Source organism: Bradyrhizobium sp. HKCCYLS3013 (genome assembly GCF_051167615.1).
In the GTDB taxonomy this organism is placed as follows: Bacteria; Pseudomonadota; Alphaproteobacteria; order Rhizobiales; family Xanthobacteraceae; genus Bradyrhizobium.
Genome location: NZ_JBNPTK010000022.1, coordinates 46,616 through 62,242 on the forward strand (window position 1 = coordinate 46,616; position 15,627 = coordinate 62,242).

Annotated in this window: 18 protein-coding genes; 9 read left to right on the forward strand and 9 right to left on the reverse strand. The window is 65.3% G+C overall.

Annotation, left to right across the window (positions count from 1 at the left end; translation table 11 throughout):
• Positions 1-4: 4 nt before the first annotated feature.
• Positions 5-1,498 (forward strand): cobyric acid synthase, encoded by a 1,494-nt coding sequence (locus ACQR1F_RS28850; protein ID WP_434914310.1) that lies wholly within the window; start codon positions 5-7, stop codon positions 1,496-1,498.
• Here the strand turns inward: ACQR1F_RS28850 and cbiB are convergent.
• On the reverse strand, positions 1,485-2,456 hold the full coding sequence (cbiB, locus tag ACQR1F_RS28855; protein WP_434914311.1) for an adenosylcobinamide-phosphate synthase CbiB: 972 nt from the start codon (positions 2,454-2,456) through the stop codon (positions 1,485-1,487). The genes ACQR1F_RS28850 and cbiB overlap by 14 nt on opposite strands.
• A 37-nt stretch (positions 2,457-2,493) precedes the next feature.
• Between cbiB and cobD the strand changes: the two genes are divergently transcribed.
• Positions 2,494-3,546, forward strand: a complete 1,053-nt coding sequence (gene cobD, locus ACQR1F_RS28860; protein ID WP_434914312.1) for a threonine-phosphate decarboxylase CobD — start codon at positions 2,494-2,496, stop codon at positions 3,544-3,546.
• On the opposite strand, the gene cobS is transcribed toward cobD, so the two are convergent.
• The 3 genes from cobS to cobT are packed head-to-tail and all read right to left on the reverse strand — an operon-like array spanning position 3,543 to position 5,907.
• A complete protein-coding gene (gene cobS, locus ACQR1F_RS28865) occupies positions 3,543-4,262 on the reverse strand; it encodes an adenosylcobinamide-GDP ribazoletransferase (protein ID WP_316182763.1) in 720 nt (239 codons plus the stop codon). The two genes, cobD and cobS, sit on opposite strands and share 4 nt — an antisense overlap.
• Positions 4,259-4,852, reverse strand: coding sequence for a histidine phosphatase family protein (locus ACQR1F_RS28870; protein ID WP_316218491.1), 594 nt, complete (start codon positions 4,850-4,852; stop codon positions 4,259-4,261). The genes cobS and ACQR1F_RS28870 overlap by 4 nt, the downstream gene beginning before the upstream one ends.
• Positions 4,852-5,907 (reverse strand): nicotinate-nucleotide--dimethylbenzimidazole phosphoribosyltransferase, encoded by a 1,056-nt coding sequence (cobT, locus tag ACQR1F_RS28875; RefSeq protein ID WP_434914313.1) that lies wholly within the window; start codon positions 5,905-5,907, stop codon positions 4,852-4,854. The genes ACQR1F_RS28870 and cobT overlap by 1 nt, the downstream gene beginning before the upstream one ends.
• A 144-nt stretch (positions 5,908-6,051) precedes the next feature.
• On the opposite strand from cobT, the gene ACQR1F_RS28880 reads away from it, so the two are divergent.
• Both ACQR1F_RS28880 and ACQR1F_RS28885 read left to right on the forward strand, forming a co-directional pair.
• On the forward strand, positions 6,052-8,409 hold the full coding sequence (locus tag ACQR1F_RS28880; RefSeq protein WP_316218493.1) for an Orn/Lys/Arg decarboxylase N-terminal domain-containing protein: 2,358 nt from the start codon (positions 6,052-6,054) through the stop codon (positions 8,407-8,409).
• 8 nt (positions 8,410-8,417) lie between these two features.
• Positions 8,418-8,990 (forward strand): GNAT family N-acetyltransferase, encoded by a 573-nt coding sequence (locus ACQR1F_RS28885; RefSeq protein ID WP_434914314.1) that lies wholly within the window; start codon positions 8,418-8,420, stop codon positions 8,988-8,990.
• Between the two features lie 8 nt (positions 8,991-8,998).
• Here the strand turns inward: ACQR1F_RS28885 and ACQR1F_RS28890 are convergent, their stop codons facing one another.
• The 3 genes from ACQR1F_RS28890 to ACQR1F_RS28900 form a co-directional block, all read right to left on the reverse strand.
• Positions 8,999-9,211 (reverse strand): hypothetical protein, encoded by a 213-nt coding sequence (locus ACQR1F_RS28890; protein ID WP_315805115.1) that lies wholly within the window; start codon positions 9,209-9,211, stop codon positions 8,999-9,001.
• A 269-nt stretch (positions 9,212-9,480) separates the two neighbouring features.
• Entirely contained in the window at positions 9,481-9,609 is a 129-nt protein-coding gene (locus ACQR1F_RS28895; protein WP_434914315.1) for a hypothetical protein, read from the reverse strand.
• Positions 9,610-9,642: 33 nt separating this feature from the next.
• Entirely contained in the window at positions 9,643-10,692 is a 1,050-nt protein-coding gene (locus ACQR1F_RS28900; protein ID WP_434914316.1) for a hydroxyacid dehydrogenase, read from the reverse strand.
• Between the two features lie 149 nt (positions 10,693-10,841).
• Between ACQR1F_RS28900 and ACQR1F_RS28905 the strand changes: the two genes are divergently transcribed.
• The 3 genes from ACQR1F_RS28905 to ACQR1F_RS28915 all read left to right on the forward strand — a co-directional run bounded on the left by ACQR1F_RS28905 (position 10,842) and on the right by ACQR1F_RS28915 (position 12,472).
• Positions 10,842-11,393 (forward strand): thiamine pyrophosphate-binding protein, encoded by a 552-nt coding sequence (locus ACQR1F_RS28905; protein WP_316218495.1) that lies wholly within the window; start codon positions 10,842-10,844, stop codon positions 11,391-11,393.
• On the forward strand, positions 11,390-11,989 hold the full coding sequence (locus ACQR1F_RS28910; RefSeq protein ID WP_434914317.1) for a thiamine pyrophosphate-dependent enzyme: 600 nt from the start codon (positions 11,390-11,392) through the stop codon (positions 11,987-11,989). The genes ACQR1F_RS28905 and ACQR1F_RS28910 overlap by 4 nt, the downstream gene beginning before the upstream one ends.
• Before the next feature lie 129 nt (positions 11,990-12,118).
• Positions 12,119-12,472 (forward strand): VanZ family protein, encoded by a 354-nt coding sequence (locus tag ACQR1F_RS28915; protein WP_316218496.1) that lies wholly within the window; start codon positions 12,119-12,121, stop codon positions 12,470-12,472.
• Between the two features lie 57 nt (positions 12,473-12,529).
• On the opposite strand, the gene ACQR1F_RS28920 is transcribed toward ACQR1F_RS28915, so the two are convergent.
• Positions 12,530-12,919 (reverse strand): DUF1236 domain-containing protein, encoded by a 390-nt coding sequence (locus ACQR1F_RS28920; RefSeq protein ID WP_315805169.1) that lies wholly within the window; start codon positions 12,917-12,919, stop codon positions 12,530-12,532.
• Between the two features lie 599 nt (positions 12,920-13,518).
• Here ACQR1F_RS28920 and ACQR1F_RS28925 point away from each other — a divergent pair.
• Together ACQR1F_RS28925 and ACQR1F_RS28930 are read left to right on the forward strand one after the other, a co-directional pair.
• Positions 13,519-13,734: a hypothetical protein gene (locus ACQR1F_RS28925; RefSeq protein WP_434885317.1), complete on the forward strand. Its 216-nt coding sequence runs from the start codon at positions 13,519-13,521 to the stop codon at positions 13,732-13,734.
• 361 nt (positions 13,735-14,095) lie between these two features.
• A complete protein-coding gene (locus ACQR1F_RS28930) occupies positions 14,096-14,749 on the forward strand; it encodes an alpha/beta hydrolase family protein (protein ID WP_434885316.1) in 654 nt (217 codons plus the stop codon).
• 184 nt (positions 14,750-14,933) lie between these two features.
• On the opposite strand, the gene ACQR1F_RS28935 is transcribed toward ACQR1F_RS28930, so the two are convergent.
• Complete coding sequence (locus tag ACQR1F_RS28935; protein ID WP_315805108.1) at positions 14,934-15,575, reverse strand: hypothetical protein; 642 nt, start codon at positions 15,573-15,575, stop codon at positions 14,934-14,936.
• Positions 15,576-15,627: the final 52 nt, after the last annotated feature.

The following is a 15,627-nucleotide window of genomic DNA, read 5'->3' on the forward strand; positions in this document are numbered from 1 at the left end:
GCTCATGAGCGCGCGCGCCATCATGTTCCAGGGCACCGGCTCCGACGTCGGCAAATCGCTGATCGTCGCTGGGCTCGCGCGTGCGCTGACCTTGCGCGGCCTGAAAGTGGCGCCGTTCAAGCCGCAGAACATGTCGAACAACGCCGCCGTCACCACGGATGGCGGCGAGATCGGCCGCGCCCAGGCGCTGCAGGCGCGCGCGGCGCGGCGGCCGATGACGGTGCACATGAACCCGGTGCTGCTGAAGCCGCAGAGCGAGATCGGGTCGCAGGTCGTGGTGCAGGGCCGCGTGATCGGCAACGCCAAGGCATCGGCCTATCAGGCGATGAAGCCGCAATTGATGAATACGGTGCTCGAGAGCTTTCACCATCTGGCTGCCGATGCCGACATCGTGCTGGTCGAAGGCGCCGGCTCCGCCTCCGAGATCAACCTGCGCGCCGGCGATATCGCCAACATGGGTTTTGCCCAGGCGGTGCAGATTCCGGTGGTGCTGATCGGCGACATCGACCGCGGCGGCGTCATTGCGAGCCTGGTCGGCACCCAGGCGGTGATCGCGCCCGCGGATGCCGCACGCATCGCGGGTTTCCTCGTCAACAAGTTCCGCGGCGATCCGGCGTTATTCGCGTCGGGCATCAACGAGATCGCGCAGCGGACGGGCTGGACGTCGCTCGGGCTCATTCCGCATTTTTCCGATGCGCGCCGCCTGCCCGCCGAGGATGCGCTCGGACTGGCTGAACGCGGATCATCGGAAGGACGCAGGCCGAAGGTCGTCATCCTCGCCTATCCGCGCATCTCCAATTTCGACGAGTTCGATCCGTTGCGGCTGGAGGACGGAATCGATCTGCAGTTCCTGCGGCCGGGCACGCCGATTCCCGGCGACGCATCCATCGTGATCCTGCCGGGCTCGAAGGCGACGATCGCCGATCTCAGCGCCCTGCGTGACGCCCGCTGGGACATCGATCTCATCGCGCATCTGCGCCGCGGCGGCCGCGTGCTCGGCATCTGCGGCGGCTATCAGATGCTCGGACGCATGATCAGCGATCCCGACGGACACGAGGGGGCATCTGGTTCCGTCACGGGACTTGGGCTGCTTGACGTCGAAACGACCCTGACCGACGACAAGGCGTTGCGCGAGGTCCAGGGCACGCTGATGGACGGTCAATTGTCGTTTCACGGCTACGAGATGCATATCGGCCGCACCGAGGGACTGGCGACACAGCGCCCCTTCCTGACCTTCTCCGATGGCCGGCGCGATGGTGCCGTCACGGCCGATGGCCTGGTTGCCGGCTGCTACGTACATGGCCTGTTCGCCGACGACGGCCTGCGTAGCCACTGGCTGCGCGGCCTCGGCTCGACGACGAGCGGCCTCTCCTATGAGACCGATGTGGACACGACGTTGGATGCATTCGCGGCGCATCTTGAACGCCACGTCGACGTCGACCGCATCCTCGCGCTGGCCAGCCAGCCCGCACCACCGGAGGCGGCTACACGATCCTGACCAGGACGAGTCCTGCGACGACCACGGCCTGAACCAGACACGCTAGCCGATACAGCCGCAAGGCGCGCCGGATGTCGGACGCGTCGAGATCGGCGCGCCCGTCTCCCATCCAGGCGTCGGTGACGAGATGCCCGTGATAGACGCGCGGTCCTGCCAGGCGCAATCCAAGCGCACCGGCCATCGCCGCTTCCGGCCAGCCGGCATTGGGCGAACGATGCTTCGATGCATCGCGTGCAACGTCTCGCAGTGCGGCCGAAGCCGAGGCGTTGGGGATGCAGACCGCAGCGGCTGCGATCCACAGCGCGGACAGGCGCGAGGCCGGCAAGTTGACGAGATCATCGAGCCGCGCCGCCGCCCAGCCGAATGCGCGGTGACGGTCAGAGAGATGACCGATCATGCTGTCGGCGGTGTTGAGAGTCTTGTAGATCAGGATGCCTGGAAGACCGCCGAAGACGAGCCAGAACAGCGGCGCAACGATACCATCGGAGAAGTTCTCAGCCAGGCTCTCGACCGCAGCCCGCGCGACGCCGGCTTCATCCAGCCGCTCGGGATCGCGGCCGACGATCATCGCCACGGCCCGGCGGCCGCCGTCGAGTCCCTGCTGCTCCAACCCCTCTGCGACCGCGGCGACATGCGTATCGAGACTGCGCTGGGCCAGCAGGCTGCTTGCCGCCACACCAAGGATGATGGTTGCAACCGGCTCGCCGACGAGCGCCTGCACGACCCATGTTGCAATGAGGCCGGTGGCCATCATCCCGACGACGAGCAGGCACACGAGCGCAATGCCGCGCGCGCGTCGTGCGGCAAAGCTGTCTGCTGCCCTGTTCCAGCGGCGGTCCCCCCATGCTATCAGCGCGCCCATCCACATCACGGGATGTCCGATCCGCTGCACCAGCACCTGGGGATAGCCGACCGCCGCCTCGACGAGGAGCGCCGTGAGCGCGAGAGAGACGAACATCGATCTCCGCTGAAGGAAAGGCATGTAAAGGAACGAGATGGACGACAGAGCGACTAGCACGCATAAGGATGAGCCGGAAGCGATCCTTCACGGCGGCGATCTCGCTGCGGTCAGCCGTCTCTACCCGGACGCACCGCTGCCGTGGATCGATCTGTCGACCGGCATCAATCCGATCCCTTACCCCGTGCCGACGGTCCCGGCTGAGAGCTGGACACGGTTGCCCAGCAAGCCCGACGAGGACGCGCTGCTGTCCGTTGCCGCTGCACGGTACCGCCTGCAGACACCCGCATCGATTGTTGTGGCCGCAGGCACCCAAGCGCTGCTGCAGATTCTGCCGCGCCTGCGCGCTTCAAGTTCGGTCGCTGTGTTTGCGCCGACCTACGAAGAACATGAGCTCTGCTGGCGCCGCTGCGGTCACCGAGTGCGTTTGGTCGACAAGGTCGATGCGCTGGCGGAAGCAGACGTCGCCATTGTGGTCAACCCGAACAATCCCACTGGACGATTGCTGCCACGCGCCACGCTCCACTTGCTCGGCGTGACGCTCGCGCGTCGCAACGGCCTGCTTGTGGTAGACGAAGCTTTTGCTGATTTCTGTCCCGTGGAGGCGAGCCTGATTCCGAACTTGCCACCAGCCACTCTGGTGTTGCGATCGTTCGGAAAGGCTTACGGCCTGGCAGGATTGAGGCTCGGCTTTGCCATAACTTCCCAGGACCTGGCCGATCAATTGCGCCGTGCGCTGGGTCCATGGGCCGTGTCTGGACCTGCGCTTGCGATAGGTTCGATTGCTCTGGCTGACGACCAATGGCTGCGGGACGCACGCGTGAGGCTGGTGTCCGACGGACAACGGCTCGATACGATGCTGACCGCGTCCGGCTGCCAAATTCACAGCCTCGGTTCCAGGGCTCTTGGCGGAACACCCCTGTTCAGGCTGGTCGAGAACGCGAATGCTGCCGCATTGGCCGAGCGGCTCGCCCGGCACGGCATCCACGTCCGGCGTTTTCCGGCTCAGCCAAACTGGCTGCGCTTCGGCCTGCCAGGCGACGAGTCCGAGTGGCAGCGGCTGGCGCAGGCGCTCGGCGGCGCCTTCTAGCCGAGCACGCAGGCGGCAAGCAGCAGTGTTTCCGTGACCTCGATGCTAGCGCCATGGCAATCACCAGTGATGCCGCCGAGCCGCCATTGCCAATAGAATGCGACCGCCGGCAGGAGCACGATGGCGAGCAGCGTCGGGACCGCGCCGGCCAGCGCGGCGATCACGAGCACGCCGCCCCACGCGATAATGACATTCCAACCGACGCTGTTCGCGACGCTCGCGCCGAGCCCCGGCTTCAGCGACAGCAGCGTCTTGGTGCAGACCAGCGTTCCCAGCCGTGCCCAAGCCGGGATCAGCAGCAGCACCCAGGCCGTCGGGCCCGTGGCCAGCTCGGCGATCAGCACCAGCTTGGCGGCGATCTGAAGCGATATCGCGACCACGGCGAAGCTGCCGGCATGGGGATCGCCGAGCACGGCGATGAAGCGTTCAGGCTTGCCATGCGCGGCGCCGAACGCATCAGCGACGTCGCCGAGCCCATCGAGATGCAGCGCGCCGGTGATCCAGATCCAGGCGACCAGCACGGCCAGCGCGACGATCCACGGATCGGCCTCATGAAAAAGGCGGGCGATCAGCGCCAGACAGGCGCCAATCACCAGTCCCGCGGCCGGAAACCAGACCGACGCCCGCGCAAGATCGTCCGGTCGCGACTCCGCGACGCGTGGGGTCGGCAGCCGCGTCAGGAACTGCAATGCAATCCAGAATTCACGAAGCGTCATGGCTGAATGATCTCGACGATTTCGCCCCAAGCTACACCATCATCGCCCTGCCCGGCTTCGAGTGTGATCCGCGTGCCGGGACAGATACGCAGGCTCCATAGCTGGCGCAGCGGCCAGCCGAGCAGATGCGACAGCGCGGCACGCACGGCGCCGCCATGCGTCACCACCAGAACCGGCGCAGGCCCGGACTTTGCCAGAATGCGATCAGTCGCGCGCGTGACACGCGCTCGCAGATCGACCCAGCTCTCACCGCCCGGTGCCCGGACTGTGGGATCAGCATGAAAGGCGTCGAGCAAACCTTTCCCCCCGGGCTCGGCGGCGAGGTCACGGCGGCTTCGCCCGTCCCAGTGCCCGAAATCGAGCTCGCTCCAGTCCGCATCGATGTCCAGCGCGCAGCCGGCCTGTCGCGCATAGTCCTCCGCCGCCGCACGTGCGCGCGCCAACGGCGAGCTGACAACGCTGCGCCAGATCCGGCTCTGCGTCTGCCGCCGGAATTGGTCCCAGCCGAGGTCGCTGAGCGGCGGGTCGGTACGGCCGTCGAGATGGCCGTCCCGCCCCGTCGTCCCGTGCCGCAGCAGATCGATCCGCATCAGGGCTTGGCTCCTGATACAGCGGCCTCCGCGAAGGTCGCCATGCCCCCGTGAAGCGCACAAGCCAGCCGGATGATCGGCAGCGCGGTGGCGGCGCCGGAGGCCTCGCCGAGCCGCAGATCGAGGTCGATCAGAGGACGCGCGCCGAGCGCGTCGAGCACAATGGCGTGGCCGCGTTCGGCCGAGCGATGCGAGAACAGCAGCCACGCACGGCAGGACGGATTGAGGCGGACGGCAACCAGCGCCGCGACCGAGACGATGAAGCCGTCGACCAGCACCGGCCAGCGCCGCTGCGCGGCGGCGACGATCGCGCCGGCCATCGCGATGATCTCGAAGCCGCCGACCGCTTTCAGGATGTCCGCGACGGCCGCTCCCGCCGTGAGCCCGTGTCGCCGCAATGCGTCGACGATCACCGCGGCCTTCCTGGCCCGCCCGTCGGCGTCGAGCCCGGTGCCGCTGCCGACGGTGTCGACAGGCGCACAGGACAGCAGCGCGGCGGCGATCGCCGCCGCCGACGTTGTATTACCGATCCCCATCTCGCCGAAGATCACGAGTTGCGGCGCGTGATCGGCCTGCCGCAGCACCGCCCGCCGTCCGGCTTCGGCCGCGAACGCAACCTCCTCCGGCGTCAGCGCCGCCTCGGTGCTGAAATCGCGGGTGCCGCGCCGCGGCTTGTCGACGACGACGCCGGGCACCGGCTCATGCGCCAGCGTCCCGACGTCGACCACCTCAAGCGGGCAGCCCAGACTGCGCGCCAGCACCGAGATCGCCGCACCACCGGCCGCGAAGTTGTGCAGCATCTGCACCGTCACTTCCGGCGGATAGGCCGACACGCCCTGCGCCGCGATGCCGTGATCCCCTGCGAACAGCACCACCGGGACCCTGTCGGCCCCCGGCCGTTCCAGGGCCTGCAGCGCCGCCAGTTCGACCGCCACCTGCTCCAATCGCCCAAGGGCGCCAAACGGCTTGGTCAACTGCGCCTGGCGTTCCAGCGCCGCCTGCCGATGGAGTTCGGACGGGGCCGCACAATCAAGGCTGATCCATTCAGGAAGCACCGCGGATCCTTTCAGCGTCACTCGGGTTCGGGACGATTGCCACCGCGAGACGGCCGAGACAAGCTCCGTGAGGCGCCCAATTGTCATCGAACCGTCATCGAACGTGACGACAGGTGGCTGCCCCACCCAGCCCGAAAGACGCTCATGGATTACTTCCGCCGCTTCACCTTCCTGTTCGCCGCGCCCGTGTTCGAGACCGACGATCTCGCCGGCGTCCGCTTCAACCAGATCATCGAGGAGATCCAGCGCTCGGGCTTCGAGGTGGTGCGCGCCCGCAAGCTGGAGGACGCCGAGATCGCGGTGCAGACGGACGCCGCGATCGGCTGCATGGTCGTCGACTGGGGCAAGAAGGGACTGGAGGGCAAGACGGCGTCGCTGATCAATCTGATGCGCCGGCGCGGACTGGACTTCCCGATCATCCTCCTGATCCGCCGCAAGCGGTTCGAGGATCTGCCGGTCGAGGTGCTCGACTTCATCGACGGCTATGTCTTCCTGTCGGAGGAGACGCCCGCCTTCATCGCCAAGAACCTGATCAGCCGGCTGAAGCAATACGCGGAGACGCTGAAGACGCCGTTCTTCGGCACGCTGGTCGACTATGCCGAGGAAGGCAACCAGCTCTGGACCTGTCCCGGCCACAATGGCGGCGTGTTCTACAGCCGCAGCCCGATCGGCCGGATCTTCGTCGAGCATCTCGGCGAAGCCGTATTCCGCGACGACCTTGACAATTCCGTGCTCGATCTCGGTGATCTCCTGACCCATGAGGGACCGGCGCTGCGCGCGCAGAAGGAAGCGGCGCAAATCTTTGGCGCCGAGAAGACCTATTTCGTCCTCAACGGCACCTCGACCTCCAACAAGGTCGTGTTGGGCGCGCTGGTCACCGATGGTGACCTCGTGCTGTTCGACCGCAACAACCACAAGGCGGCCCATCATGGTGCGCTGCTCATCTCGGGCGGCGTCCCGATCTACGTCCCGACAGTTCGCAACCCCTGGGGCCTGATCGGCCCGATGCGCTGGGACCTGCTCGACGAGCAGCACCTGCGGCAACAAATCCGCGACAACCCGCTGGTGAAGGACCCCGACGCCTGGCGCAAGGAGCGGCCGTTCCGCGTCGCGGTGGTCGAGCAGTGCACCTATGACGGCACGATCCACAGCGCCGAGATGATCCTGAAGCGGATCGGCCACCTCTGCGACTACATCATGTTCGACGAGGCCTGGGCGGGGTTCATGAAGTTCCACCCGCTCTATGCCGGCCGCTTCGCCATGGGCCTCGGCGATCTCGGACCCGACGCACCAGGCATCATCGCCACGCAATCGACCCACAAGCAGCTCGCGAGCTTCTCCCAGGCCTCGCAGATCCACGTCAAGGACCGCCACATCAAGGGGCAGCGGCGGCGGATCGAGCATCGGCGCTTCAACGAGAGCTTCATGCAGCACGCCTCGACATCGCCGTTCTACCCGCTGTTCGCCTCGCTGGACGTCGGCGCGCAGATGATGAAGGGCCGCTCCGGCGAGGTGCTGTGGGACGACACGATCCGGCTCGGCATCGAATTGCGCAAGAAGATCCGGGCGATGCGCAGGGAATTCGAGGAGAAGGAGAAGGATCCGGCACGGCGCTGGTTCTTCGAGCCGTTCGTGCCGGATCGCGTCTCGATTCCCGATGCGGCCAATCCCGGAGCCAGCCACGATGTGGCCTGGGAGGCGATCTCGACCGACCAGCTCGCGACCGACGCGTCCCTCTGGCAGCTCGCGCCCGGGGCCGCATGGCACGGCTTTCCGGATCTCGCCGCCGGCTTCACCATGACCGATCCGAACAAGCTGACCCTGCTGACCCCAGGCTTTGATCGCGCCACCGGCGGCTATGCCGACCACGGCATCCCGGCGCCGATCGTCGCCCAATATCTGCGCGAGAACCGCATCGTGGCGGAGAAGAACGACCTCAACTCGCTGCTGTTCCTGCTGACGCCGGGTGTCGAGGCCAGCAAGGCCGGAACCCTGATCAGCGGCCTGGTCGCCTTCAAGCGGCTCCACGATGACAACGTGCTGCTGGAGGACGCCATTCCGGAGTTCACCCGGAAGCGCTTTGCGCGCTACGGCAAGCTGCGGCTGCGCGACCTCTGCGGCGAGATGCATCGGTTCTATCGCGAGGCCGAGGTGAGCGCGCTGCAGGCAAAGCAGTTCCAGCCGCAGCATTTGCCGGAGATCGCGATGTCGCCGCGCGAGGCAGCGCGTGCACTGATGCGCAACGAGGTCGATTACCTGCCGATCGACCAGATCGCCGGGCGCGTTGCGACGACGCCGTTCGTGGTCTATCCGCCGGGCATCGCTACCATCGTTCCGGGCGAGCGGCTCTCCGCGCGCGCCCAGCCGATGATCGATTACCTCAAGATGTTCGAGCGGGCGTTCAACGCCTATCCCGGCTTCGACGTCGAGATCCAGGGACTGTACAAGGAGCTCGACGAGTCCGGCCGGATCCGGCTCCACACCTATGTCTGCGCAGAGTAATTCGAACCATGGACAGCGCGATCACGGCTGGCGAGACCGAGCCGCCGGTCCTCGTCAGGCCATCCCGGGACGAGGATGTCGAGGCCATGCTCTCGATCTACCGGCGGCACGTCCGCCGCGGGGTCGAGGACAGCGCCCCCGGTTCCGGCGCGCCGGAGCCGGACGATCTCAAGCAGCGGCGCAAGAATCTGCGCAATCATCGCCTGCCGCATCTGGTTGCGACATTCCGCGGCGAGGTCGTGGGCTATGCCTATGTCGTCCTGTTCAGGAAGCGGCCGGCCTATCGGTTCGCGGTCAAGCATTCGATCTATGTCCACCATGAGCATCTCGGCCGTGGTGTCGGCCGGCTGCTGATGCAGGCGCTGATCGATGCGTCCGCCGCGGCGGGATATCGGCAGATGATCGGCTATATCGACGCCGACAACGTCGCCTCGCTCGGCATTCACGAACGCTTCGGATTCGCCAGAGTGGGGCTGCTGCCGGGCGTCGCCTACCGCTACGGCCGCTGGTGCGACACCGTGATGGTGCAGCGCTCGCTCGGCCCCGGGGCCCGCGATGCACCGGCTGGGCTGAGCCGCTGAGCCGCAGCTCAGGAGGGAAAGTCGGCCGCCTTCACCTCGATGCGGTCGGCGTGCAGCGACCAGTCGCGCAGCTCCTGCTGTTCGCAGAACCTGGACTTTGCGATTTCTGCGGCTTCGCCTTCGCTGTCGGCCTCAACCTCCAGCGTGCTCTGGCAAATCTCGCACTGGCGGCCATTCTCGCCCAGCACGTCCTTCAGGAAATGGATGACGTAGCGCGACATGCAACCTCCTGCCTCTCACGCAGTGATCGAGGAGATGTTAGCGCGCTTCTCCGTCCGCTGTTGACCGATATCAAGCGGCCGACGCAAATATTTGACGCAGCTCGTGGAACCGGCGCTCAGGCTCCGACCGAAGGCAGGCTTGCGGCGGCAATCGCGACGAACTGCGACACGGCGCGACGGACGCGGCCATGGGTCGACTTCAGGATGGCGTTCAGCCGGCGCATCGGACCAGTTTCCCTTCCGCGCCGAGCGAAAAAAATGGCCTAAGCTCATGGCGCCTCTGGAAAAATGATCAGCCGCCGCCGGGCTGTCGAGACGGCGCAGAAAATAGCAATGTCCACGTCGCCGCAGCCGCCCGGGAGAGAAGATTCATTGCCGCCCTGCGGCTTGCGACGCATGAAATCTTCTCCCCGCAACTCCCCCTCTCCCGGCTAGCCCGGCGCCAATCCGAACGCCTCGCGGAAACGGGCGCTGTAGCGCGGCCAGGCCTCGGGATTGATCAGGCGCGGCGGCCGGCCGCCGTCGAGCGCGGCGAGCAGTTGCTCGGCCGCGATCCGGCCCATGTTCTGCCGCGCCTCCCGCGTCACGCCGGCGGTGTGCGGGCTCGCCAGCACGTTGTCGAATTGGAGCAGCGGATGATCCGGCGGCGGCGGCTCCTTGGCCCAGACGTCGAGCCCGGCGCCGGCGATGCGCTTTTCGCTCAGAGCAGCGAACAGCGCCTCCTCATCGTGGATGAAGCCGCGGGCGGTGGTGACGAAATAGGCATGCGGCTGCATCAGCGCAAACTCCCGGGCGCCGATCATGCCGCGGCTGTCTCTCGTCAGCGGGCAGTTGATCGAGACGAAATCCGAGCGCCGCATCAGGTCATGGAGGTCCACCTTCTCCGCGCCGCGGGCCGCGATCTCCTCCGACGAGAGATAGGGGTCATAGGCCAGCACCGTCATGCCGAGGAGGCCGCGACATAGCTCGGCAACCCGGCGGCCGACATTGCCAAGTCCGACGATGCCGATCGTCCGCCCCTGCACCTCGTTGCCGATCAGATCGTTGCGGTTGACGTCCGCCTCCCGGCGCAGCCGGCGGTCGGACTGGATGATGCGCTTCGACAGGGTCAGCATCATGCCGAGCGTGTGCTCGGCCACCGAATGCGCGTTGCCGCCGGACTGGTTGACGACGAGGACGCCGGCTGCGGTGCAGGCCTCGACATCGACGGGATCGTATCCCGCGCCGTTGCTGGACACGATCAGGAGGTTCGGCGCGCGGGCGAGCAGCTCCGCATCGACATGGAAGCGCGGCGCGAGTTCGTCGCGGGCCGCCCCGATCTGGTAGGCGTGGGCGGCGGCGAGGATCGGCGCCGTCTCGGCCTCGGAGCTCTCGTTCTCCAGCCGGTCGAGCCGGACGTCGGGGCGGCCTGCGAGCAGCTCGCTGAAGATCGGGTGCGCGAGATATTTGACGTAGAAGACGCGCTTGGAATTCGCGGCCATGAACAGGCGACCTCCTGGTATCTTGGTTCTTGATTTCGGACTTGAAAGGCGGATGCCTGACCGGCCGGGCCGGCATGTTGACAATCGTCCCGGTGCCGTCAAGCTCGGCACCAAACAGGGCCCCATCAGGGACGACCGGAGGAACAGCAATGGCCGCCGATGCCGACGCGGCGCGATCCGCAGCCGCTGTGCCGAATTGGCACGAGATCGTGCTGCAGACGTTCAAGCGCAACGACGTCGATCTCATCCCCTACGTTCCCGACCGCGTCCTGACGCCGCTGATCCGGAGCCTGCACGACGATCCGTTCTTCACGACGTTTGCGACCGCGCGCGAGGAGGAAGCGGTCGGCATTCTCGCCGGCGCCTGGATGGGCGGGCGGCGCGGCGCGCTCCTGATGCAGACCTCGGGCTTCGCGACCTTGCCCAACGTGCTGGCCTCGCTGGTCGTGCCCTGCCAGATCCCGCTCATCATGCTCGTGTCGGAGCGCGGCACGCTCGGCGAATTCAATGTCGGCCAGTCGCTGGTGTGCCGGACCATGCGGCCGGTGCTCGATGCGCTGGCGATGGAGCATCACACCATGACGCGGCTCGACGAGCTCGACTTCATCGTCGACCGCTCGATCAAGCAGGCGGTCGCGACGCAGGCGCCGGTGGCGCTGATCCTCTCCCCGCTGCTCACCGGCGGAAAGGTGTTCGCATGACCGCGCCGATCCTCAACACCAAGATCATGAACCGCCATGACCTTACCTGCCGGCTGGTTGCGAAGCTCAAGCATGAGGAAGCCGTCATCGGCGGCATCGGCAACACCAATTTCGATCTGTGGGCGGCGGGCCCGCGGCCGCAGAACTTCTACATGCTCGGCAGCATGGGGCTGGCCTGCCCGATCGCGCTCGGCGTCGCGCTGGCGCAGCCGCAGCGCCGGGTGTTCGCGCTCGAAGGCGACGGCTCGCTGCTGATGCAGCTCGGCTGCCTCGCCACGATTGCGACGCTGGCGCCGAAAAATTTGGCCATCATCGTCATGGACAACGGCGTCTACCAGATCACCGGCAGCCAGCCGACCTCGGCCCGGCAGGCCGACATTGCAGCCATTGCCGCCGGCTGCGGCATTGGCGCCAGCCATTGGGCCGCAGACAAAGAGGATTTCGAACGCCTCGTCGATCTGGCGCTGGGAACCGCCGGCCCGGTGCTGATCGCGGCCCGCATCGACGACAAGCCCGGCGTCGGCGCCACCCGGCGCGATCCCGCGCAGATTCGCGAGCGCTTCATGCAGGGGTTGGGCGTGCGGCAGCCGATCTGAAAAGCCCGGCGACGGCGCCGCGCGGTAAGATGAGACGCCATGAACCTCGGCCCGCGCCGCGTTAACTACACTAGGGGCTCAAGCCGCTGTGAGCCCGGCCCACAGCCCGGATCGTGCTAAGCAGAGCTCATGAAGATCGTATTCCGCCTTTCGGCCTGGCTGCTCGCCGCAGCCGTCGCCTTCGCGACGCTGGGCCCGCCGAACTACCGGCCGCATTCCCATCTCGGACAGGACGGCGAGCACGCCCTCGCCTTCGTCCTGATCGGCCTGGCCTTCGGCCTCGCCTATCGCAGCCATCGGCTGCTGACCACAGGGATCGCGGTCATCCTGATCGGGGCGCTGGAGCTGGCGCAATTCCTGGCACCCGGGCGTCATGCGCGGCTGGAGGATTTCATCGTCGACGCCACCACCGCCTGCATCGGCTTCGGCCTGGCCGCCGCGCTCGACTGGCTCGCGCGCCAGATCCGCACCCAGACCACCTGAACGCAGAAAGGCCCCGCCACGGTTTGCGGCGGGGCCTTCCGGTGCGATGATGTCAGATCACTCGATGATCTTGATGACGCGGCGGGTGCGCGGATCGACGATCACGCGGCGATCGTTGACGACCGCATAGCGATACTCGGTGTAGCGCGGTACCGGACGCAGTTCGACGGTGGCGGGCAGCGGCTCGCCGACCACGACGCGCTCATGCACCACGACCGAGGGCGCACGCTCGGCATCGATCGACGTGATCACCGCATTCGGGATCTCCACCGCGGCGCCAACGGCCGCACCGACCGTGCCGCCGACCATGGCGCCGACCGGACCGGCGACCGCGCCGCCAGCCGCCGCGCCATTGGCGGCACCTTCGACGGTCGTGGACTGGGCGAACGCGGCGGTCGATGCCAGCAGCGAGGTGGCGATCAGCGAAACGGCAAGACGGGTTCTCATCATCTCTCTCCTCCAGTGTGTTCGAGATGCCGTTCAACACCAAGGGATCGGCTGCAGTTCCGGTTCCAAATGGCCGAAACTTCATCATGCCTACGGGAACAAAACTTCGAACTCGTGGACAGCACGGAGAGACGGCTCAGTTGCTATTCACGTTTCAAACAACCACGCGCACGTTCGCACTCTCGCGGCGGATCACGCCCGAGTCCTGCGATCGACCGCCCTTCGAGGATTCGAGAGGGCGCAGGGAATGCCGGGTGAAGGCCTCACCCATGGCCCGCCTGCTGAAAAAAATGCAGGCGGCAGGTACCACAGGTGGTGCCGAGCAACCGGCATTCCCTGCGCGGCGGTCTTAACGCTTCCTTCGCGCTCTCCTCGGGGACCGGCTGATTGACCCCGTCGCTCGCACGAGGGCATCAGCCCTCGTCGCGAACTTGACCTCGGCACCGGGAGGCCAGGACCACACGACTTCGCGTCCGTGATGCGTCGTTCGTCCACATGCGCTGAGCACGCTGCGACACAACACGGCCACCGCATCCCTGCCCCACGTGTCGTGACGATCGCGCGCTACGCCCCTCTCGGCGGGACAGGATGCGTGCATCATGCATGATTTCTGGAAAAAAGAAAGTGATTTTTTCCTTGGCAACGACGAGCTGCGACATCGGATTGATCCGACGAGCGAATTTCGACCTACATCCATGGCATGTTTCGCGCGCTGCGCTTGGCGAGTTCGATGGCTGCGCGCAGGATCGGCGGTGATTTGCCCGACGAGCACGTCGAAGACGCCGGGGAGCCAGCGCTTCGGCCACAACGGCTGATCCCGCTTTTGACCCGAAGGCGACATAATCGGTTGGTTCAACTCCCCATTGTGCAGGCCCTCTTCCCGCAGGAGCCAAGAATGCGTCTCGTTATTTTGCTAACTGCTTTCTGTTTTGTCCTTGAGCTGACAGTGGCGAACGCGGCGGGTGTCAAAAATTTCGACATTCCTGCTGGCGGGATGGGACCGGCGATCAGGCTGCTCGTTTGGACACCTTGTGCAGAGACCCCGCGCGAAATGGATGCACGTGGTGCCATTTTCCTTGCAGCCCCCGGATGCGCCGTGACAGGGGAAAAGCTTCCCCTCATCGTGATATCGCACGGCAGACGAGGTTCGGCGGCCACCATGACACTGCAGCCGCCTTGGCCGACGCGGGCTTTGTCGTCGCTGCACTCAATCATCCCGGTGACACCTGGCGCGACGCCAGCCGTACCGATAGCCTTTCGGTGCTGGTGGAGCGCCCTGCGGATATCAAGCGGCTGATCGACTACATGCTCGATGGCTGGCCCGACGCGGCGCGCATCGACGCCCAGCGTATCGGTCTCTACGGATTTTCGTTTGGCGGCTATACGGGTCTCGCCGTCATCGGTGGTCATCCCGATTTGCGAAAGGGCCTGCCCAATTGCGCGACGTCCAGCCTGTTGGCCTGCAAGCAGCTGGAAAACGGCGAGGCGCCCGGTCAGCCAGTCACGTCCGATCCGCGTGTGAGGGCCGCCGTCATCGTTGATCCTTATCCGGCATTTGTGTTCCCCGAGAAGAACCTGAAGGAAGTAGCGGTCCCGTGCAATTGTGGAGTTCCGATCCTGCTCAGAACGGCGATGGCCTGTCAGGATGCTGTGCGGCAGCGATCAAACAAGGGCTTCCGAGACCGGATTATCACTTCGTCACAAACGCCAAACACTTCTCTTTCCTTGCGACCTGCACACCGAAGGAAGCGCAGGGTAACCCGTCGGCTTGCACCGATGCGCCGGGCTTCGACCGTCACGATTTTCATCAACACCTTCACGCTGAGATGATCAGGTTTTTCCGTCAGCATCTCGCTGGAAGCCAGTGACATGGCTACGCAGCCCTTGCCGGTGTCGCTGATTGATTCATCCCAGATCTTGCGGCCCGGGTTCAACCGGAAGCAAGTCGTTCGACCGTCGGAAGACTGCTTTTGACCCTGAGCGGACGTCTACCATCTCATCGGTACGGATTTTCTCAAGTTGGATAACCGATCTGGACTATATCCTCACCGAGTGAAGCTAGATCGATTGTTGGATTAATAGCAGCAACGATTTCATTCGTTAGCACACGATGCTCGTATACAGCGATCGTGGCTTGTGGAGGCACTTCTCTTTGATAGTAATCAGCAGCCCATCGCCGGTACGTTTCAGGCGAGCAATCAAGCATTGAAAGCAGATGGGCCGAGCCATCGCTGTCTCCGGATGCTGCCAGCTCAATTCTTGCACTGGACCACGCAGGCGCTTCAGAAAGACGCCACATGCAAAATGTGACATACTCCGGCGAGAACGCAGGTTCACTGCAACAAGCTGCGAACTGGCGAGGCAGATCGCGATAGAACTGCTCACTTGGTAATCTTAACGACGCTACCATCGACTCGTGATCAAAGCCTTTGATGAATGCGCCATGAGAATTGAACAATACGAAAAACTCGTCGCCTTGGCCATTCCGCATTGAGCCCATCATTTCTTCCGTGGCCCAATTTGCGTTGAAAGAGTAGTAACGGTACGCCCACTCAGGGCAGATGATTGCATCAAGCATCGCGATTGATTGAAGCAGCCGCTTTAATGAGAAGACGTCAGGCAGTTGACGCATGTTTCTTGTGGATGGTCCTGGCATGTTTTGTTTCAATCGCAAAGGGACCGACTTGAGCTATTTCGCACTGAAGAAG